The following is a 21260-nucleotide window of genomic DNA, read 5'->3' on the forward strand; positions in this document are numbered from 1 at the left end:
CTTTAATTATTTAATGGACATAAGTACTGGAAATACCACTCAGAAAACTGCATAAAAAAACTCAACTGGATCTATTAAGTCAGTGAAGGGTTTTAAACCCAAAATCTGGAATACTGTTGCTTGCCTTTGTAGCTAAGTATCTACAGAGGTACAGGCTCCCTAGTAGTTCAGTTGAAAGTATATATTAAAAGGAAAAAGGCTTGATATGCAAAAGCAAATTTTGGGTTTAGCGATCGCATTACCAACGATATTATTCACTGCATTACCTACTTTGGCAAATCCTGTACAAGTCATTACACCTAAAGTTGGTAATTTACAACAAGTTGTGGTCAAGGGAGAGTTTCAAACTCCTGTAATTGAGAATCAACTCTCTAACCCAGGAGATGGCCAATCACCAGGCCCAACCGGTGGGAGCTCGCCGGTAAAAGGCCCAGGGCCCAGACCTCCTCGCAGAGATACATTGTTGCAACTGGGTACAGGTTTACAAAATACGATTAAGTCTAACTCCGTAAATCTGAACATAGCCAACCCCGTTCTTGGTCGCTAATATTCGGGTTAGTTTTGAGGTAATCCTTCAGCAATTTACAACTGCGAATCAGTAGATTGTCTAAATCTTGGGTTTGCAGTTCTGTGCTAAAAAGACGCCAAAGTTTAGCTGTACCATCAAAACTGGCAGAAGCCAAAAATTTCCCATCAGGGCTAAAACTGAGGCTCAATACTGCATCAGTATGGCCTGGGAGAGTTTTGAGTTCTCTGCCATCACGGTTCCAAAGTTTAATGCTTCCATCACCGCTAGCTGAGGCTATTATCTTACCATCAGGACTAAAGCTGACGCTGTAGATAGCATCAGTATGTCCTGTAAGAGTTTGTAGTAAAGTTCCATTGCTGACTTGCCAGAGTTTAATAGTTTTATCAGCACTAGCCGAGGCGAGTACTTGACCGTCAGGACTAAAACTGATGGCGTTGACAGCATTAGTATGTCCTGAAAGATTATACAGTAATTTGCTATCTTTAACTCTCCAAAGCAAAACTTTGTTATCTCTACCAGCTGAGGCCAGTACTTGACCATCAGGGCTGAAACGAACGCTCAAAACTTCAGCCGTGTGTCCTTGGAGAGTTTTAATTAAAGCTTTTCTTTGAATATTCCAAAGTTTAATGGTCATATCAGCACTGGCGCTGGCCAGAATTTGACTATTAAGGCTAAAGCTGAGACTATTGACATTGCTGCGATGACCTTGGAGGGTTTTAATCATATAGCCGTCACGAGTCCGCCAAAGTTTAATGTAATGGTCAAGACTAGCTGAAGCTAATGTCTCGCCGTCAGGGCTGAAGGCTAAACCGTAGACTTCATCGCTGTGTCCATAAACTGAAGTACTATGACCTTCTAGAGTTTGGCGCAAAGTTCCGTCACGAGTCCGCCAAAGTTCGATCGTAGTGTCTTGACCTGCGGTAGCTAGAGTTTGCCCATCGGGGCTAAAACTCACACTATAGAGTTGACCTTGAGATCCTGTGAGAGTTTTGAATAGAGGATTATCTCGCTGCCAAAGTCTAACAGTTTTATCAGCGCTAGCCGAGACTAAAGTTTGGTCATCTGGGCTAAAACTGGTGCTATATACTGCAATACTATGTCCTAATAAAGTTTGGCGTAAAGAGCCGTCCTTAGAACTCCAAAGTTTGATTGTGCTATCAGCGCTGGTGGAAGCTAGGGTTTGACCATCATGGCTGAAGTTGACGCTGAGAACTCCTGCATTGTGCGCTGGAATAATTTTTAGCAGTGTCCCATCTCTGCGCCAGAGTCTCACGGTTTTATCTTCGCTAGCTGAAGCTAGTATTTGACCATCGGGGCTAAAAGCGACACTGGAAACTCCAGCGCTATGCCCAAGTAGGGTTTTTTGCAACAATCCATCGCTAACACTCCAAAGTTTAACAGTCTTATCTGCACTAGCGATCGCCAAAATTTCCCCATCAGGGCTAAAACTGACACTATTAATAAAATCCTTATATCCGCTAAAAGTTCTCAGCAAATGACCATCGCTAACTTGCCAAATTTTAGCAGTGCCATCGGCGCTACCAGTGGCGATCGTCTTACCGTTCCTAGACCAAGATAAACTCAAAACCTCCCTAGTATGACCGTTTAGCGTTCTAATTAAACCACCGTCCCTAGTTCTCCACAGCTTGACGGTACGATCGAAACTAGCAGTTGCGATCGTTTGACCATCTGGGCTGAAACTGACACTCCGTACTATATCAGTATGCCCTGTTAATGTTCGTAGCTTTGTGCCATCCCGTCCCCAAATTATGGCCGTTTTGTCGTTACTAGCTGATACAATTGTTTTGCCGTCAGGACTGAAACTCACGCTCGATACTTCAGCGGTATGCCCTTCTAAGCGGTTGCGCTCTTGGGTTCCAGAAATTACTTGTTGTAAAACACCCAGAGTCTGAGTTTGCACCTCGGCTGGTGCGCCAAAGGTGTTTTTTAGCTGTTTACCTGCTTTAACGCTGGCAATTAATGCTTCTAGCTGCTGATGTGATAAAAGATTAGCTTGAGATGAGGCATTTAATGCTTCAATTTCTCGTAATTGGGCTGCTTGGGATTTCCAATAGGCTAAAGAGCCGAAACAGACTGCCGCTAATCCCAAAACGCTGAGTGCAACTACAGCCCTTTGAGCTTGCTTGAGTCTTCTTTTCTCTTGTAGTTGCTGTTGTTTTCTTTGTACTAAACAAGCTTCAATAAACCGTTGTACATCAGCAGAAAGTTCGTCGGTATATTTAATATAGATATCTTCTGCTTCTGCCAGTCGCACTCCTTGCAACAAAAAATCAGCTTGCTGATTACGTTGCAGCCATAATTGGGAAGCCTGTTCAATTTGCCTTTGTTTTCGCAAGCGATCGCGATTTTCTTCTAACCACCAGCGTAAAGTTGACCAATGACGGATGAGGATTTCATGGGCAACTTCTACTGTGATGGGAGCAGAGGGGCAGGGGAGCAGCACTTCTCTACGAGACGCTGCGCGAACGGCTACGCTCAGTGACCGGGGGGCAGGGGAGGTAGGGGGAGAAATGTTTTCTGGTTCGCCTTGTCTACTTTGTCCTTTTGTTACTTCTTCTTCTAAATTCATCACTACTAACTTGGCAGCAGTTAGGGCGTTGAGGGTTTTTTCTACCACTGCGGCGGGATATTTTTTGACTATTAACTCTGATTTATGTACCCGTCTGCGAGTATCTTCTGTACCCTCACCTAGTTGCGTCAAAGATAAAAAAATCCATTTAGCACACTCTCGCATTTGGGTATCTAAACTTTCGTAAACAGCCTGAGACGATCGCTCTAATGCTCCTTGAATTCCCCCTAGTTGCTCTTGATAGGTTTGTAAAGTCAACTCACCAGCAACTCGATGTTGCCATAATTGTTCTAAAACAAATTCTAGTAACGGCAAATCTCCAGGTGAGTGATTTAACTCCCGCAACAATACTTCCACCAGTTCTGGTTCTACTTTTAACCCGACTTGTTGAGCCGGGTTGAGAATCACTCGCCGATAATCATCCAAACTTAGCTTCGGTGGAACTAATACGCTCAAATCCTGCAAAGCTTTCGCCAGTGCTGGTACTTCTAAACAGGAGGCAATAAAGTCTGCGCGTAAAGTAATAATTAATTTGAAGCGATCGCCAGCATATTGCACCGCTCCCAACAATAATTCTAAAAATAGCTCTCTATCTGGGTTTGGAGCTAGGGTAAACAGTTCCTCAAACTGATCTACCACTAACACCACAACTCGATGGGGTTGATTGCGTATCCAGTAAACAAATCCCTCCACCCCTTGGTGAAATATTCCCTCTAACAAGAGATGGGGGGATTGGGGGCTGGGGACTGGGGATTGGGGACTGGGGGCTGGGGACTGGGGACTGGGGATTGGGGATTGGGGATTGGGGATTGGGGATTGGGGACTGGGGATTGGGTAAGAATAATTCTCCCCCTGCCTCCCCTGCTCCCCTGCTCCCCCTGCCTCCTCTGCTCCTCTGCCCCCCTGCCCCCCCACTCCCCCAAGCCGCCGCGCTAAAGCTTCAAGCGGATTTCCCCCTGGGCGAATACTTCCAATCCACCATTGTTCGCTACTGGGTATTTGTTTGCCCAATCGTAGTTGGGGAATTACACCAGCTTGGACAATTGAAGATTTGCCGCTTCCAGAAGCACCGATGACGGCTAAAAAAGAGCGATCGCGTAGTTGGTGAATTAACTCCTGAGTTAAGGCTTCTCTCCCGTAAAAATATTGACTATCTTCTTCAGAGAAAGCACTTAGCCCCATGTAAGGGCATACTCCCAAATCTAATCCTGTGGTTGATTTTGGCGTGTTTCCGTAGGTTTTTGCTTGGAGAATTTCTATAATGCCTTGTCTGCCTGATAGCCAGATGTAAAGAGGAACACCGCTACCTGCTAAGGATAATTGTAGTTGAGCGATCGCTGCGGCGGCTGAGAGTCCATCTACTTGGGAAGCTGCCATCAAAGTATCGAGAAATTTTTGGGCGAAGCGTTCTGGTGCATCAGCCGGTGAGGCGTAAGCGATTAAACATTGTCCTTGGTGGGAATCAATTTGCAAATCTTCTACCCAATCTTGCAAGGATGTATTAGCTACAGGACAATCGAGGATAATAATTTGTTGAGCGGTACAGAGGCGTAGCTGTTGTTTCAACCAGGAACGCTTGATGCGGATATTTTCTCCCAGTAATAACCATTCGCCTGCGTCAGTTTCTTCAATTCGTCCCCGCAGATAAAGTAGAATAACTTCTGATGCTGGTTGTTGTAAATGAGTAGCGATCGCTTCTTTTATGCGATCGGCAGATACTTTTGTTGCTGGCAAATACTCTAGTGCAAAATCTCCAGCACTTCCGAGAAATTTGCTAATATCTAATGTTGTTTTGCTGACTGATAATCCCTCTACTACTATTCCTATCCGGCGATGCACTCCAAAAGTTGCCTGGGTTAATCTTTTTCCTACAATTAGTTCCCCAACTCCCTCAACAATTCGTTTAGGAGTTTGCAACGGATATTCTCGAAAAAGTTGAGTTTCTCCTTTAGTTTTTTTCTGCTGATTAATCAGCCGCAATTGTTGATTACTTTTATCTATATATTGGAGAGTTTGATGATATACGTATCGATACAAATTATCTACATAAATTAAGCCTTGGCTATCTGCTGCCTCCCCTTGCAATCCTTTCATTAAATAATAAGTAAACACCCCATGTCCCAATTCGGGAAACTCCCAAGATTGCTGGTTAGCATCACAAGAAAGCAAAGCATAAAAACCTTTACTTTTAGCAGCACGCTGCTGTAATACTTCAACCATTTTTGGTGTAGCATTCAGCAATGATTCTATTGTTGTACCTCTGAGTGTCATCCCGCCACTATGACAAGCATCTAGCCAAACAAGCTGATTTTGCACCCCACTATTACCCAACAATTGTAAAAGTTCTTGTAAAGCTAAAGCTGTGTTTTGCAGATCGGATTTTTGAGTATCTGCCAAACACAAAAATGCTTGCTGCATGTTTGGTTCTACAATCCCATGTCCAGAAAAATAAAATAAAATAGTATCAATAGGTTGAGCCGCAGTGGTAATTTGTCGGAGACTAGCACGGATGTTTTCTAAAGATGGTGGTTGCGGTGCAAAATCATGGTGTATTGTTACCTCTGTTTGGGTAAATTGTGCAGAAGCATCTACCAATGCTTCTGCTAAACCCTGACAATCTACTGTTGAATAATTAAGGCTGGGTAGTCCGTCATCTTGATATTTATTGACTCCTACCAATATTAGCCATAGCTTAGGAGTTGCAGTTTGTTTGACTGAAGTTGAGCGACTAGCGATCCCAATTGGTGGCATTACAGTAGTCCTAAATGCGTTGTAAACAAGGTAGATACTGTTGTAACGTAGGAAAATTAAATTGTTGATGATTATTCAATAAGTTAAATAACTGCTTAACAACAGTAAAACATTTGCAAACATGCTAAAAGTTTCTCAAAAGTCCTTCATATCTAATAGTCTGTAACTTGCACTTTAGGATAAAATTACAACTCAGATAAGATTGCTATACAGAACTAATAATAACTGAATTGCAGTTCCAAGCTGATAAATTTTCTATACAAAGACTTGTCAGAGGTTGGGGGATCGTATTTATTACCAGTAAAGTAACCATTGACCATCGCAAAACAATCCATGACCTTGCAGAGTTATTCTTTCATCGTCAGGATAAATACAAGTAGTTGGTGCAATCTGATGAAGTGTATGTCCGCTGTGCAAGACAATTTCACCAACTTTGTAATCATGAAAGGTTTTGGTTCTAAATCGTTTAAGAATCTCTACATCACCTGCGATCGCTTGGCTATAATCATTGATATAGTTAAAATCCCAAACATTCAAGCCACCGCCACTTTTAGGCAGTTTAATTGGTAAAGTAAAGGATATTGTGTTTACAGTATCGAGTTTATCTTCATCCCATTTGAGGTTTCGGTACTGCAAATCGAAATGTGTAGTGGCATTTGGTTTAGTAATAAGATTAGCATCTTGCCAAATATGAAAACCTGGCAATGCTGCACCTGCTTTATACACTACAGGGTTTATAAGCGTCTGCTCTAAATATTCTTTGACTAACTTATAAAGCCAACCTAAACGTTCTTCTAGTATTAGATTATGTTCGCGAGCTATAGTATAATAATCTCTAGAAAAATTAGGTTCATTTAAGAAATCTAAGTAACTAGCCGTACCTAAAGTATAGAAAAATTTTGGAGATTTTCCTCGTTTTATCCATAATTCTTTTAAACTATGAATTACAGAACAAATATCATTACACTGTTCGACTGTCACAATTTTTTCTGAGAAAATTTCATTACTCGAATCTGTATACCAACTAATATTATTTCCTGTAATATCTTCTGTCAGCAAAGCTAATAGCGAATCTGTTATTTTACCATCTGCCCGAATATCATATCCATCGTATCCCGGCATTGGATTAACTTCTAAACACCAGTATTCTAAAGAGTTAGTAACTTTAAAATCCCAACCTGCAAACTTTAACCCTAATGCGGCAGTTGCATTAATAATTTTTTGGTGTAAAGCTTCTGGTAACTCCCACTCGATATACTCAGCTTCTTCATGAAAATGGCGATAGTCTACCTGTGGACATTTTATCAATTCTGCGTGAACTCTATTACCCACTACGTGCGCGCGCACATCAGCACCCTGTACATATCTTTGTAAATGAACTGGGCCTGCGTCTGGGTGGAAATCGAGAAACTCCTCTGATTTTACCAATCTGCTATCAGCACGAACACCCGATGTTGTCTTAACAATTGTTAATCCAGCGTTAGCAAACTCAGCTAGAATTTCTGGATTGGAACTGGTAACGCTATCAGCAACTTGAAAACCTAAAGATTGCAGATGAAATTCATGAAGCGGTTTTGAGAAATTATTACCACCAGCACCAGGGCGATTAATTACGTTACCGGGAATATGTTCTAGCCAACAGCAAAGTGCAGCAAGAAGACTTTTCCATCGCATCGCATCTTGTAAATCTGATTGTACGGTTGAAAGGTCAATCAAGCGACAATAATAAGAACCATGAGGATTTAATATGTACTTTTCGCTAGAAAAACTTATCCAACTTTGATTATCATCGGGTAATGCTAGCCGCCAATCTCCATTTTGAATCACTTCGCGTAAATTAATTACTTGTACTTCGACACCACGAGATTTAGCGTAGTTAACAAAATGACAAAAAGTGCGATCTGAATCAAGGCCAATTGCATAAATCATGAGAAAATAGTCTCCAAAAGTGCGGGAGCAAAATCCGACCAAACAAACTGTATTTCTTCCAAAGATGGATAAGGGTTGATACGAGCAATATTGGCACTTTCTAGGTTGCTATCAATACTCCAAGTTACAGTACCAAATACCAAATCTAAATTTCTTAGCAGCGAAATACTTTTTTGTTCTAACTGTAAATGTTCTAGAGATGTATTGGTGCAACGCCATGCTTTATCTTCTAAAACAACAACAATTTCATATTCCAGGTTAGCCGAAACCCAACTTGCGCGAAATGGCCCCACCCCTTCAGGGATTTGTGGATACGCAGCAGTATTATAAGTAGTTAAATCTTGGAGATACCATTGTTTATCAAGTAATGCTTGCGGCGATGGTGGAACTTGTGAAGAGAATACTTCTAGATTGCTAGTATAACCAGCCTTTAATTTAGTCAAGTTAGAAGAATATGATAAATTACCCCAAAGACTGTTTGCGGTTGGACGATTAATTACTGTTGATTTAGATAATGTCATCGCTGCCCATAAAGTAGCAAGACACTCATCATAAATAAAAGAATCATCAAAACTAGTGCGAATCGGCGTCTGTGGCGGAATACGTAAAATAACTGGGATTTCTGGTGTAATAGATAATTTTTCAGAAGTAACACTGATAGAAAACATTCTTGCAGCATTGCAAACATCTAAAACTTGACTCGTATAACCTTTTTGTCTAACCAATTCGTTAACTGCTTGACAAAAAATGTCATCACTCGAACCAATAATTAATAAATCCATAGTATTTAGTCGCTCGTTTCTTTCATGGAAGGCTTAGAGGATGTTTGAAAAGTCATGATTGATGTATCAAATATTTTTTTACCCCTCCCTAACCCTCCCCGTATGTATTGGGGAGAAAACCAGATTTTTCTTGTTTCCCCCCTTTATAAGCGATGCCCTGAGCTTGTCGAAGGGGGGATTAAGGGGGGGTAAAAACGTAATTAAAAGCACAGTCAACCACTTTTCAAACAACCTCTTAGATTCCCGACTTCTTCAAAAAGTCGAGAATCTGTATTTTCAATCTCTATTCTTTAGAAGATTGGCTTGTTAGCTTTAATTAAAGTTTGAGGACGCACATTTTGTAGTACAGGAACTTTCAGTTGATCTGCTGGTAAAATAACTGGATTGACTCTATCTAGAAAAGCACCACCACAGTTACCACTTTCGCAAGTCTCTTTACTATCCTTACCTTTATCGCTAGAATCTTTGCCTTTATCACTCGATTCTTTTGTTTTACCACCGTCAGTTTCTAAAATACTATTCAACGGTCGTTGATTCAAATTATGAAGAGTATCGCGACGGGCAGAATTAGTAATAAAAGGCTTATTGGATACGCTACCATGAGAATTTACTTGGGGGATAGATTCAGCTTTAGCTACAGTACTAATAATTGAACTAGCTATTGCTAAACCCATTACTAATGCTAAACGTGTAGAAGTTGAACTTGTAATTTTCATTTTGATTCTCCTTTAAGTTGGTTTATTGCTTTTGTTGTTGTGACTGAATTTTTCAAGTTTATACGGCTACTTAAGTTTCATCTTTTTTTCTCCTACAACTCATTCGTTACAGGTTAAAAAAAGATTACTTTATTAAGTAAATTGCGATCGTATGAAAACTATTGAAAAAATCAAATTAAAGTTTTCAGTTTTCACCCTTCACTTACTCAATAGGTTTGCTTTGATATTTTTATGCAGTCTTGGCAAAATTTTTGAAAATTGTTTTTTGAGAATAATTCAGTTTTGAATACAAATAGACAAACCCCGCAAAAGCGAGGTTTAATGCTGGGATAAATTTTACATTTTGCAGCAGTTTTGAAGTACAAAGCTATGGATTTTGAGGCAATAACTAGAAACTATTTCTATCTTATTTTCAGTCTTGCTTTGTGTACCTCACCCTGCGGGTTCAGCAGTCGCTCATGGGGGGAACCCCGAAGAGTGCGCTGCTTCACTTACTTGCAAACTTCTCTATTGTTGTTATACCGTTTCTTTGTGAAGCTGCATATAATTCACCCCCCGGCTATCGCCGTCCCCCCTTATCAAGGGGGGACTACAGGGGGGTATTATTATGTGCATCTTCATACAGAATTGGTATTAGAGTAATAATTAATGCTGATTTTTAGCGATCGCTTATCTCACTCTTGTTTGCTTTTGAAAGTATTCACGAGAATAGTAATTCTGCCTGCCGCTATTATCTAAAAACTGCGTATAGCCTTGCAACAGTAATTCTTGACCAGCAGATCCCAAGGTTAAGAAGGAATTTGCGAACCCTTTATTATAGTTAGCTGTTGCATATTTATGATTAGTATCTTGGACATTAATACCATAGGTAAGTAATGGTGCAGTTCCCCAATCACAATCACTAGGATGACATTTGCCAAACACCTTAATATTTAATTTATTGCTACCACTTGAGGTAATTACTAAACGAGTAATATTAGAAGTATTGGCATCTTTATTTACCCAAGTACCAATAAAGTCAGCAGGTACAGCTAAAGCAGGATTGATTAAAGCAGTAGTTAAGATGCTACTAGCAGCAATAATACTCAAAGAACGTTTCAACATTTTAGTCACACTCCATTATTTGTAATTGTTTTTGTAATTTATTGATAAGTAGACACGATTACCAGTTGGCTAAGTATAAAATATTTCATCGAAGTCGAAATATAATCCTCACACCTTGTAGTAAAGTTTGTGTAGGCGTCCTTTAACGCCTTCAGTCTTCCTATAGGTTGGGTTCCATTTTTTTATGCACCCTCGGCAAAGCATCATTGAAATTTTTTCGACTTTTGTGCAATTTGACGCCGATCGCTTCAGTGGTTGGGCGACGGAATCAAAGTTACGTCGCAGTATCCAAAGTTGTCTCAACCACACTCCTCAAGAAACTTCGGAAAATTTTTGGATTTTATATTGGTATAAATTTTGGCTCGTTCCTGAAACAACGCTACTGGCTAAACAGCATCTAACGGCTTACTTGCAAGAATCCTGTTATTGGGCATCCCAAAAAACAGTTAACAGTTTTGCGAGTACTCAGTACAAGTTATCAGACTGTTTTCAAATTGCGATCGCTCAAGTTGATAAAGTCCTCAAAGGATTTAATCCAGATCGAGGCTTTATATTAAAAAACTACGCTAGCGCCCTCTTTAGCAGTGCTATTCGGGAAAATTTACGCCAAAATCGTGAAATTGATATTTGTACCGATTGGGGATTATTACGAAAAATTACTAAAAAATTTTTGGTGGAGTCTTTACAAAATGCAGGTTTGTTGCTGGAGGATATTAACGATTACGTCCTCGCTTGGAACTGTTTTAAAAGTATATATATCCCAACGCAAAAAGGCACTTCTCGCCAAATTCCTCAACCAGACAACGAGATTTGGGAGGCGATCGCTAAAGCTTATAATTCACAAAGTAGTCAGCAAGTCAATTCCCAAACCCTAGAAAAGTGGCTTTTAACTGCTGCTAAAGCCGCACGCCGCTATCGTTATTTTAGGGTTGACTCTCTTAATATCCCTAAAGGTAATGATGATTCGTGGGAGTGGCTTGATAATATTCCCGGAACACAACAAGAATCTCTAATTAATCAAATTCTGGCTCAAGAAGAAGAACAAACAAGAAAGTTTCAACAAACTGAGATTAACAAAGTTTTAGTGGCTGCGATCGCTCAACTCGAACCGCAAGTACAAGAGATTTTACAACTTTATTATGCTCAAGAACTAACTCAAGACAAAATTGCCAAACAATTACAAATACAGCAATATACTGTCTCGCGGCGACTAAAAAAAGCCCAAGAAACTTTGTTACGCTTTTTAGCTAATTGGAGTAAAGATAGTTTGCATATTTCCGTTACTTCAGACCTACTCAAGAGTATAAACATACTAATGGAGGAATGGTTGAAAAATTACTATGGTGGATAACTGGGGAGTGGGGACAAGGGGAGTTAAAACCTCGTTCATCCACCTCAAAACCTCGTTAATCTAGCTACTTACAACATTTCATTAATTCGTAGTGAATTCTCTACGTCCCTTTGCGAACCTATGCGTTTAAATTTCAACCCTCAATTCGCAACGATTTTACGCAAAGCTGAACTTAGAACCTCAACCCCAATCCCCAACTCCTATGACTACTGTATTTACTTTCGCTAACCCAACAGATATGGTTTTGGAAATCCCTACAACTACCCAAAACCAAACAGATTTACACAGCCAAGCTTTTTCTAATCCTAATTCTCGCTATCAAGCTTATATTAATCAACTTTGCCTGGGTGCTATTTTGCTATGGTTGCAAGAAGATTGGACACCACAGACAAAGGTTTGGCCAACTACCACAGCTTTACCCAGTTTCTGGGAACTGGTTAATGGAATTGCACTCACGCTTGGGACAACAAGATTAGTCTTAGTTCCTAGTGAAGCAATTGATTTGAGTGAATTGCGAGTACCTCAAGAATGGGTGGATATTTCTAGTTGGGTAGGTGATTATTATTTAGCTGTGCAAGTTGAACCAGACGAAGGCTATGTTAAGGTTTGGGGTTATTGTAGCCATGAACAACTGAAAACTCAAGGCAGTTATGATGCCAGCGATCGCACTTATTCCCTAGATGCTACTGATATAATCAACGACATCAGCGTTTTAGCTATGGCGCGTCAATTGTGCCCAGAAGAACCCACCCGTAGCCCTATTAAAGAGATTCCGAGCTTATCGCCACAACAGGCAGAAAATTTAATTGCCCGTCTGGGAAACCCGGAAATACTTACACCTCGACAAGAAATCCCTTTTCAACTGTGGGGTGGATTAATTCAACATGGCGGTTGGCGACAAAATTTATATCAACGACGCTTAGGATTACCAGAACAGTGGTCAGTTATCCAATGGTTGCAAAGCGGTGTTTCTCAAGTTGCTGAAGCTGTCGGTTGGGGAAGCTTTGATTTACAACTGAGTGCTGCTGGGGCGCGGGGTGTGGAAGACACGCAACCAAGTACTATTCTCTCTCGTCGGCTGGCGATCGCAGGTCAAATTTACGAACTTTTAATTATACCACAAGGCGAGCCAGATGCAACTATTTGGCGTTTTGAATTACGTAATGCTGCGATCGGTGCAGCTATTCCCGGTGGTTTTAAACTCCGATTACTTACCGAAGATTTACAGCCTTTTCCCAATAATGAAGATGTAGCTGCAACGGCTGTAGAACAACTCTACGTAGAAGTTGCCTTAGAAGCAGGAGAAAGCATAGTCTGGGAAATAGAACCTTTTCCGGACAATTATAATTGGGAAATACTCAAGTTTTAAAGTTCCTTGGTTCAAAACAGGAGTGACGACACCCGCTCCCAAAGTTAACCCAAACCTGCCACTGGTTCAAATATGCGTTCCAGTAAGGCTCACTGTCAGCAATCCCAACAGCCTCGCCAACTTAGGAGACTAGCTGTTGGTAGAACATTTTTGAGGCAGAAACAAGCTTGAAACCTATGCAAAGCAAAGAAAATACACATCCGCATATAGCATTTCGGCTCTTTTTTGGCTACTTTTTGTTTAAGTCCCACTAACAGCTCCTTTCAAAACTGAAATTACTAAAAAAATCGATTGAGGTAGGTAAAAGTTATGGCAAATATCATTGGAACCAACGGTAACGATACCCTATACGGCAATGGCTATGACAACACCTTGACTGGTGGAGGTGGTAACGATATTTACAACTATGATAGTAATTATACTATCACCGATTTTGGTGGAGTAGGTAAAGGTGTAAACCCCTCAGCAGCAGTCATTGCCGAAGTAGACACTCTAAATTTCGCTGGGAGCGACGGCTTTACTGCTCGAAATTTAATACTGACCCAGAATGGCAGCAATCTAGAAATTACCTTTGACGCGGCGGACTATAGCCCCAAACTCATCCTGCAAAACTTTGCTTTAGAAAACCTGGATAACCTAAGCTTATCTACAGGAGCCACTGTAGACTTGGGCAATATCATATTTGATGGGCAAACTACCATTACTGACAGCTTTGATGTCTTCAATGCCAACTCCACTCAAAGTACTATCTTCAATAAGAATACAATCACCTTCCTTAACGACCTGAACAATAATGTTAGCGGCTTTGACAACTCAGATGATGTCATCAATGGTCAGGGGGGTGATGACAAAATCGACGGCAAAAGTGGCAATGATTTTCTGCGGGGTGGCGCAGGTAATAATACTTTGATTGGTGGTGTGGGCAATGATATCTTAGATGTTAAATATTCAACAGGCAATAACATCCTCAACGGTGGCACTGATGATGATTACTTGAATGCAGGGGCAACATCCGGTAATAACCTGCTATTTGGTGGCGATGGCAATGATAATCTCTCCACCTCTTACGTTTCTCAAAACCCTTATAATTATACAGCCTCATCAGGTAATAACACCCTCAACGGTGGCGCTGGTGACGATTACTTGGATGCTGAATCTCCAAAAGGCAATAACCTGCTATTTGGTGGCGATGGCAATGATACTCTCTCCACCTCTGGTGTTTTTACTTATAGAGCTGCTCCTAATTTTATCTCATCAGGCAATAACACCCTCAATGGTGGCGCTGGTAACGATTACTTGATGGCTGAGGCTTCATCCGGCAATAACCTGCTATCTGGTGGCGATGGCAATGATTATCTTGATATCTCTGGTATTCCCACTTTCTACGGTTTTATAGACTTGTCTTCAGGCAATAATACTCTCAACGGTGGTGGTGGTGACGATACCTTGAGGGCTGAGGATTCAACAGGAAGTAACTTCCTCTTTGGGGACGATGGCAATGATTCCTTCTATCTAAATTTAGAGAATCAAACGGTAGATGGGGGTCAGGGTGACGATTTGTTGTCCGTTGATTACAGTTATTACAGCGCTGCTACAGCAGGGATTACAACGACATTCAATTCTACTACTAACACTGGCTCAATTAGGTCGGGTACGAATCAGGTTAATTACAAGAATATCGAACGATTAAATATCTCAGGTACAGAATACAATGACCGAATTGTAGGGAACAGTGGCAACGATACCCTCTCTACGGGCAATGGTGGTAATGATACCATAGATGGGGGTGAGGGTGACGATGTACTGTCCGTCAATTACAATGATGTTACAGAAGGAATTACAACGACATTCAATCCTACTACTAACATTGGTTTAATTAAAGCAAATACGAATCAGGTTAGTTACAAGAATATCGAACGATTAAATATCTCAGGTACAGGTTACAATGACTTGATTGTAGGGAACAGTGGCAACGATACTCTCTCTACGGGCAATGGTGGCAATGATACCATAGATGGGGGTGAGGGTGACGATGTACTGTCCGTCAATTACAACGGTAGTGCGGCGATCGCAACAACTTACAACGTCACTACTAACACTGGCTTAATTAGGTCGGGTACGAATCAGGTTAATTACAAGAATATCGAACGATTAAATATCTTAGGTACAGACTACAATGACCGAATTGTGGGCAACAGTGGCAACGATACCCTCTCCGGGGGCGTTGGTAATGATACTCTAACTGGTGGCGCTGGTAATGATGAATTTGTTTACAATGTAAATACTGATACGATTACCGATTTCGGTGGTGTGGGTAAAGGCTCAAACCCCTCAGCAACGGTCATTGCCTCTTTAGACACCTTGCAATTTACAAGTTCTGGATTCACTGCTCAAAATCTGCAATTAACTCAAAATGGCAACAACTTAGAAATCACTTTTGAAAATCTTGCTAATAGCAAAGTCATTCTGCAAAACTTCAAGTTAGAAAACTTGGATAATTTGCCAGCAACTTCTTCACGACCTGCTATTGGCAATATCCTCTTTTATGGTCAAACTAGTGTCACTGACAGTTTTGATGTGTTTGATGAAAATTCCACTCAAGCTAACCTGTTCAATAAGAACACTGTTACTTTCTTAAATGACCTCGATAACAATATTACAGGTTTTGACAACTCTAATGATGTCATCAATGGTCAAGGAGGTAATGACATCATCGACGGATTGAGTGGTAATGACATCATTAGAGGTGGTGCAGGCAATGATACTCTGATTGGTGGTGCAGGCAATGATACTCTGATTGGTGGTGCAGGCAATAATATTCTTGACGGAGATGCCGATGACGATATATTGAATGTTAGCAGTTCAATAGGTAATAACATCCTACAAGGAGGTGTCGGTGACGATCGCTTGAGTGCTGGCGGTTCAACAGGCGATAATCTGCTCTCTGGGGGTGATGGCAACGATTCTCTTGACATCTCTGGCAGCTACATTAACAGATCTGGTGGCTACTCTTCCGACTCTCGTTCCACTGGTAATAACACACTACTTGGAGGTGCAGGAGACGATACCTTAAATGGTAGCGGTTCAACAGGCAATAATCTGCTCTCTGGGGGTGATGGCAATGATTCTCTTGACATCTCTGGCGGCTACTACTCTTCCTCCTTTGACTATTCCGAAGATTCCCGTTCTACAGGTAATAACACACTACTTGGAGGTGCTGGTAACGATACCTTGTCTGGTAGGGGTTCAACAGGCAATAATCTGCTCTCTGGGGGCGATGGCAATGATTATCTTGACATCTCTGGCAGCGACCCCTACTTTTTCCAACACCCTCAACGGTGGTGCTGGTGACGATACCTTGGATGCTACCAATACAAAAGGCAATAACCTCCTTTCTGGGGGCGATGGCAATGATTCTCTTAACATCTCTGGCATCTACAACAAATATAGCGACTCCTTCGACTCTCGCTCCACAGGTAATAACACACTACTTGGAGGTGCTGGTAACGATACCTTGGATGGTAGCGGTTCAACAGGCGATAATCTGCTCTCTGGAGGCGATGGCAATGATTCTCTTAACATCTCTGGCTACTACAGTTACTCCTCCACCTTTAACGCCTCCTCTGACTCTCGCTCCACAGGTAATAACACACTACTTGGAGGTGTAGGTAACGATACCTTGGATGCTACCAATGCAAAAGGTAATAACCTCCTTTCTGGGGGTGATGGCAATGATTCCTTCAATTTAGGCATCACATCCTCAGATGATATCCCCTCTGATTTAGCGACTCAAACAGTAAATGGGGGTAATGGTAACGATTTGTTATCCATGTATTGCTCTTATGCTACAAAAGGGATTACTTCGACTTTTAATGCTAGTACTAACACTGGATCGGTTACGGTAGATACGTATCTAGTTAATTACAACAATATCGAAAGATTAAATATCTCAGGTACAAACTACAATGACTTGATTGTGGGGGGCAACGGCAATGATACCCTGACAGGTGGAAAGGGTAATGACAGCCTAATTGGAGGGAATGGTACTGATACCTTTGTTTTCGATAACTACAATCAAGGTGTTGACGCTCTTTATGACTTCAACGCCACTAATGACTTGATTGAGATATCAGCTTTTTCTTTTGCTGGCGGGTTATCAAAAGGTTCACTTTCAGCTAATCAGTTTACCTTGGGAACATCTGCAACGACAAGCAATCAACGATTTATCTATGACAACATTACAGGTGGACTATACTTTGACCAGGATGGTAGTGCGGCTGGGTTTAGTCAGATAAAATTTGCACAACTATCTGCTGGACTGTCACTAACCGAAAAGAATTTTGTGGTTGTTTAATCGAAATTAGCGCTCTCTTGCCATCAACCGCTACGGTTTGCGAGGTGCTATTTTTAGCATCTCGTATTCCATTGCTGAATGCAAGTCAGAATGAATAATATCATGTCCGGTTGAAGACTTATCATTTAAAGGGCAGTTCTTGCTGCGGGCAGGGGGATGCAGGAGCCATAGCTAGTATTTGACGGCGGACAATGCCATCGGGATCGGGTATAACGTCGCTAAAACCTAAGTTTTGCTTGGGAACTTCAGGTGGTGGTGAAACACCACTGTTTTTGTTTTCCTCACTAACTTTGCATATAACAAAAAAGCGATCGCTCTTTTGCATGAATTTAGACAACTTCTTATACTCTGGTTCTACGTGATTCTCCCGGTAGATATCTAAGCCAATAACTTGCGGTTGGAACTGCTCTAATTTTTCTACAATTTGAGCTAGGGCGCGGTCTGATAATGAAGCTCCACCTCTTTGGTTAGCAGGTTGCGATCGCACATCAGCCTCAGTAACGGTAACTATTGGCAAGATTCTCCATTCGCCAAAGCTTCTAGAAAGTGCTTCAAAAATTCTTGAGCAACCCGATCTGGTACTACTTCCCGCATCACAATCATTTGGGGAATGTGCAGCGATGCTAATTGTCGTACTAATCCTAGTCCATCACAGCTGTTAAAAATCGCCAGTTGTAAACCTCTGGCGATCGCTCTAGGGCAGGTAGCGTGTTATCGGGAATCACTTGAGCTGCGATCGGTTGAATACAACCCAGTATCCACAAAGTACTGCCTACCATTACCCACAGATTTAGATACCACTGGCTCATCTTGCTGCCTTGCCTCTAGCTATGCTTGAACAACAAATCCTATAGTGTCTAAAGGACGCAAAAGTATGCCATTCAACAGGAGGTCATAAATGAAAATTTTTGTTGCTGGGGCAACGGGAGCGATCGGTCGTCCGCTAATCGCCCAATTGTTGGGGCAAGGACATGATGTAGTTGCGTTGACCCGTTCTTCAGAAAGAGCCAAGGCTTTAGTAGAACAAAGTGTAGAACCTGCGATCGCAGATGTATTCGATGCCGATGCCGTCAAAGCTGCGATCGTTCGCGCTCAACCGGAAGTAGTTATCGAACAACTTACCGCTCTACCCAAAACTTACACTGGCGAGTCAATGAGTGCAGCAGCACCACTCAACCAGCGTCTTCGTCAAGAAGGGGGTGCTAATGTGCTAGCAGCAGCACAAGCAGCTGGCGTGTGTCGTTACTTGAGACAGTCGATCGCATTTTGGGGAGTTCCTGGAACTGGATTGGCAGATGAAGAAACACCGCTATCTTTGGATGCTTCGCCGGCAGTTGCAGCAGATGCTCGCACGGTGACTGAAATCGAACGTCGCTTACTCGAAACACCCAATCTAGAAGGGATTGCCTTACGCTATGGCTTCTTCTACGGGCCTGGCACTTGGTTTGCTGCCGATGGCGACGTTGCTCAACAAGTACGGCAGCAACAATTCCCGATCGTCGGCAATGGCGAAGGTGTATGGTCGTGGTTACACGTTGAAGATGCAGCGATCGCTACAGTTGCAGCAGCAGAGCGAGGCAATCCTGGTATTTACCTGATTACCAACGATCGCCCTTTAGAGGTGCGCGAGTGGCTCCCTGCCTTTGCTCGTTGGCTCAATGCTCCATCGCCTCCGCAGATATCGGTTGCAGATGCTTTACAAATCGGTGGTGCAGATGCCGTCTACTACGGTACTCAGATGCGAGGCGCATCGAATGCCAAGGCAAAACGCGAATTAAATTTTCAGCCGCGACCTTTGGAATGGATGGTTGACGCACCCGTGGTCAGTGCAAGCTAACTCACAGCAAAACAACTTAATCTAATAGACTTATCGATAATTTTCCGTCGCTGTAAATCCAGTTAACTTAATCAGCATTGCATATTTACGGTCTGCGATCGCACTGCCATCAATGAATGATGTCTGTTGAAGTTTTCTACTCAGGAGGAATAAAGATGAAGGTTGCTCAATATGGAACAGCGTTGGCGATCGTCCATGCGATCGCCAACGGAATGCATGGTTTAGCACATGTGGAAATCCCTGTTGGCCTATCTTTGCTTCAGAGTTCGTTCGTGGTTATTGTAATTTTTCTGACTCCCATCATTGCAGCCGTTTTACTTTGGACACAGTTCTATCGCCTTGGTAGCTGGCTATTGCTCTTTTCAATAGCAGGATCGCTCCTTTTTGGAATTTACAATCATTTGATCGTAATTAGCCCCGATCATCTTTCTCAAGTTTCTTGGCAAGGTTGGGGTCTGCTTTTCCAAATCACAGCCATCCTCATATTAATAGTAGATGGATTGGGATGTTGGATTGGTATACGGGCATTGAAAACAATCCAGCAACCAGAGGAGGCCTTATGAGTTACTAACTATCATCATTCCCATAAATCACAACACTTTGCATTTTTTTCTTTCTTTTGCCTTTTAACTTTTACTTTGTTTGGTAACCCTCATTTTCTCAGTCTTGAAACACTCACAATCAATAAGGAGAAAGAACCATGAGCCAATCTAATCTATCCACTGCTACCCAAGAAACGGCTACTGATACCATCTTGGACACTGCTGCCCAAGAAGCAGCTACCAATACCATCGTGGACATCGATCTCAAAGTTCAAGCCGAGAAAGGCCCAGACCTGCGAAAGGATCATCCTAAAGGTCACGGCTTGGTTTGGGGAGAGTTCAAAGTTGAGAACAATATTCCTGAATCGTTGAAGGTGGGTGTCTTCGCCCAACCCAAGACTTAATAATTACTAATTCGTAATTAAAGAGACAAGCTCCTGACTTTTGTTTTGCAGACAAATAAATTATCAGCACCTTTGCGACCTAGAAGAACTAGAGGAACAAACTATGAAAACGATCGCTGGATCGTTAGCATTGCTGGCTATCTGGGCGATCGCGCACCCACTGACGAAAAAGGCTTCCTGGAATTCGCTAAGGCCATGCCTGCTCGCGAATTCTACGAAGTCATCAAAGATGCTGAACCCCTCTCAGAAATAGTGTCTTACAAGGTTCCGACTAGCCAGCGTCGCCATTATGAAAGAATGGCGCGTTTTCCCGGAAATTACTTGGTTTTTGGTGATGCCATTTGCAGCTTTAACCCAGTCTACGGTCAAGGCATGACGGTTTCTGCTCTTGAGTCCCTGGCTTTGCAAAATTGCCTTGCTAAAGGTAGTCAAAATCTGCGGGCGCGTTTTTTCAAGGAGGCAAGTAAGGTAGTAGACACCGCTTGGAGTATTGCTGTAGGTGGCGACCTGCGTATTCCCCAAGTGGAAGGGACGCGCAGCTTCAAGGTACGCTTTCTCAACTGGTATATAAGTAAGTTGCACGTTGCTGCTCGACGAGATCCAATAGTGGCGATCGCATTTTTGAAGGTGACAAACTTGACAACTTCCCCCAAAAGCCTCATACATCCTATAATTTCTCTGAGGGTACTGTTGGGTAACATTTTACAGCTTGACATTCCTAAAGTGCTCAACTACGAAAAAAACAACAATGTACAAATATATTCCGATTAATTGTGACTTTCACGACGAGTAGATTAGGTTGTTACAAAGAACAGGATGTGGGGTGTAGGGGGTAGGGTGTGGGGAAGGGAGAAAAACTGAAGTTGCTGGGTTTAAGCGAGCGTAAAAAAAAGAATTGCTTTGATTGGCGTAGCCCGGAAAAGCAATGAGTCCTTGCTTCAATCCCAAGTTTTTTAAGCGTGGGTTCCTTACACCCCACACCCCGCACCCCACACCCTTTTG

General features: G+C 42.1%; 15 protein-coding genes and 1 pseudogene. 9 read left to right on the forward strand and 7 right to left on the reverse strand.

Features of this window, described 5'->3' with window-relative positions; all coding sequences use genetic code 11:
* The first annotated feature begins 205 nt into the window (after nt 1–205).
* A complete protein-coding gene (locus NSTCB13_RS03945) occupies nt 206–547 on the forward strand; it encodes a hypothetical protein (protein ID WP_445628448.1) in 342 nt (113 codons plus the stop codon).
* Here NSTCB13_RS03945 and NSTCB13_RS03950 read toward each other — a convergent pair.
* The 5 genes from NSTCB13_RS03950 to NSTCB13_RS03970 all read right to left on the reverse strand — a co-directional run bounded on the left by NSTCB13_RS03950 (nt 501) and on the right by NSTCB13_RS03970 (nt 10401).
* On the reverse strand, nt 501–5870 hold the full coding sequence (locus NSTCB13_RS03950; RefSeq protein ID WP_448271398.1) for an nSTAND1 domain-containing NTPase: 5370 nt from the start codon (nt 5868–5870) through the stop codon (nt 501–503). The two genes, NSTCB13_RS03945 and NSTCB13_RS03950, sit on opposite strands and share 47 nt — an antisense overlap.
* 294 nt (nt 5871–6164) lie before the next feature.
* A complete protein-coding gene (locus NSTCB13_RS03955; RefSeq protein WP_448271399.1) occupies nt 6165–7799 on the reverse strand; it encodes an ATP-grasp domain-containing protein in 1635 nt (544 codons plus the stop codon).
* Nucleotides 7796–8581 (reverse strand): hypothetical protein, encoded by a 786-nt coding sequence (locus NSTCB13_RS03960; protein ID WP_448268714.1) that lies wholly within the window; start codon nt 8579–8581, stop codon nt 7796–7798. Before NSTCB13_RS03960 ends, NSTCB13_RS03955 begins: the two co-directional genes overlap by 4 nt.
* Nucleotides 8582–8871: 290 nt before the next feature.
* On the reverse strand, nt 8872–9297 hold the full coding sequence (locus NSTCB13_RS03965; protein ID WP_448271400.1) for a hypothetical protein: 426 nt from the start codon (nt 9295–9297) through the stop codon (nt 8872–8874).
* 669 nt (nt 9298–9966) lie between these two features.
* A complete protein-coding gene (locus tag NSTCB13_RS03970; protein WP_445628452.1) occupies nt 9967–10401 on the reverse strand; it encodes a hypothetical protein in 435 nt (144 codons plus the stop codon).
* Nucleotides 10402–10585: 184 nt separating this feature from the next.
* Between NSTCB13_RS03970 and NSTCB13_RS03975 the strand changes: the two genes are divergently transcribed.
* The 4 genes from NSTCB13_RS03975 (at nt 10586) to NSTCB13_RS03990 (ending at nt 17475) form a co-directional block, all read left to right on the forward strand.
* Entirely contained in the window at nt 10586–11752 is a 1167-nt protein-coding gene (locus NSTCB13_RS03975) for a sigma-70 family RNA polymerase sigma factor (RefSeq protein ID WP_448271401.1), read from the forward strand.
* A gap of 202 nt (nt 11753–11954) precedes the next feature.
* Nucleotides 11955–13121, forward strand: coding sequence for a DUF1822 family protein (locus NSTCB13_RS03980; RefSeq protein WP_448271402.1), 1167 nt, complete (start codon nt 11955–11957; stop codon nt 13119–13121).
* 321 nt (nt 13122–13442) lie between these two features.
* A complete protein-coding gene (locus NSTCB13_RS03985) occupies nt 13443–16472 on the forward strand; it encodes a beta strand repeat-containing protein (RefSeq protein ID WP_448273117.1) in 3030 nt (1009 codons plus the stop codon).
* Nucleotides 16405–17475 carry a calcium-binding protein gene (locus NSTCB13_RS03990; protein WP_448271403.1) on the forward strand — a complete coding sequence of 357 codons (1071 nt, stop codon included), beginning with the start codon at nt 16405–16407 and terminating at the stop codon, nt 17473–17475. The genes NSTCB13_RS03985 and NSTCB13_RS03990 overlap by 68 nt, the downstream gene beginning before the upstream one ends.
* A gap of 148 nt (nt 17476–17623) precedes the next feature.
* Here the strand turns inward: NSTCB13_RS03990 and NSTCB13_RS03995 are convergent.
* Both NSTCB13_RS03995 and NSTCB13_RS04000 read right to left on the reverse strand, forming a co-directional pair.
* A pseudogene (locus NSTCB13_RS03995) lies at nt 17624–18171 on the reverse strand (CHASE2 domain-containing protein); the annotation flags it as partial.
* On the reverse strand, nt 18117–18284 hold the full coding sequence (locus tag NSTCB13_RS04000) for a hypothetical protein (protein WP_445628456.1): 168 nt from the start codon (nt 18282–18284) through the stop codon (nt 18117–18119). The gene NSTCB13_RS04000 and the pseudogene NSTCB13_RS03995, both read right to left, overlap by 55 nt.
* 89 nt (nt 18285–18373) lie before the next feature.
* Between NSTCB13_RS04000 and NSTCB13_RS04005 the strand changes: the two genes are divergently transcribed.
* From NSTCB13_RS04005 to NSTCB13_RS04020, 4 genes are all read left to right on the forward strand, one after another.
* Nucleotides 18374–19312: an NAD-dependent epimerase/dehydratase family protein gene (locus NSTCB13_RS04005; RefSeq protein ID WP_448271404.1), complete on the forward strand. Its 939-nt coding sequence runs from the start codon at nt 18374–18376 to the stop codon at nt 19310–19312.
* 155 nt (nt 19313–19467) lie between these two features.
* Nucleotides 19468–19875 carry a hypothetical protein gene (locus NSTCB13_RS04010; RefSeq protein WP_448271405.1) on the forward strand — a complete coding sequence of 136 codons (408 nt, stop codon included), beginning with the start codon at nt 19468–19470 and terminating at the stop codon, nt 19873–19875.
* A 137-nt stretch (nt 19876–20012) separates the two neighbouring features.
* On the forward strand, nt 20013–20258 hold the full coding sequence (locus NSTCB13_RS04015; protein ID WP_445628459.1) for a hypothetical protein: 246 nt from the start codon (nt 20013–20015) through the stop codon (nt 20256–20258).
* Between the two features lie 72 nt (nt 20259–20330).
* Nucleotides 20331–21029, forward strand: coding sequence for a hypothetical protein (locus NSTCB13_RS04020; RefSeq protein WP_448271406.1), 699 nt, complete (start codon nt 20331–20333; stop codon nt 21027–21029).
* The last annotated feature ends 231 nt before the right edge of the window (nt 21030–21260 follow it).

Source organism: Nostoc sp. DSM 114160 (assembly GCF_053470305.1).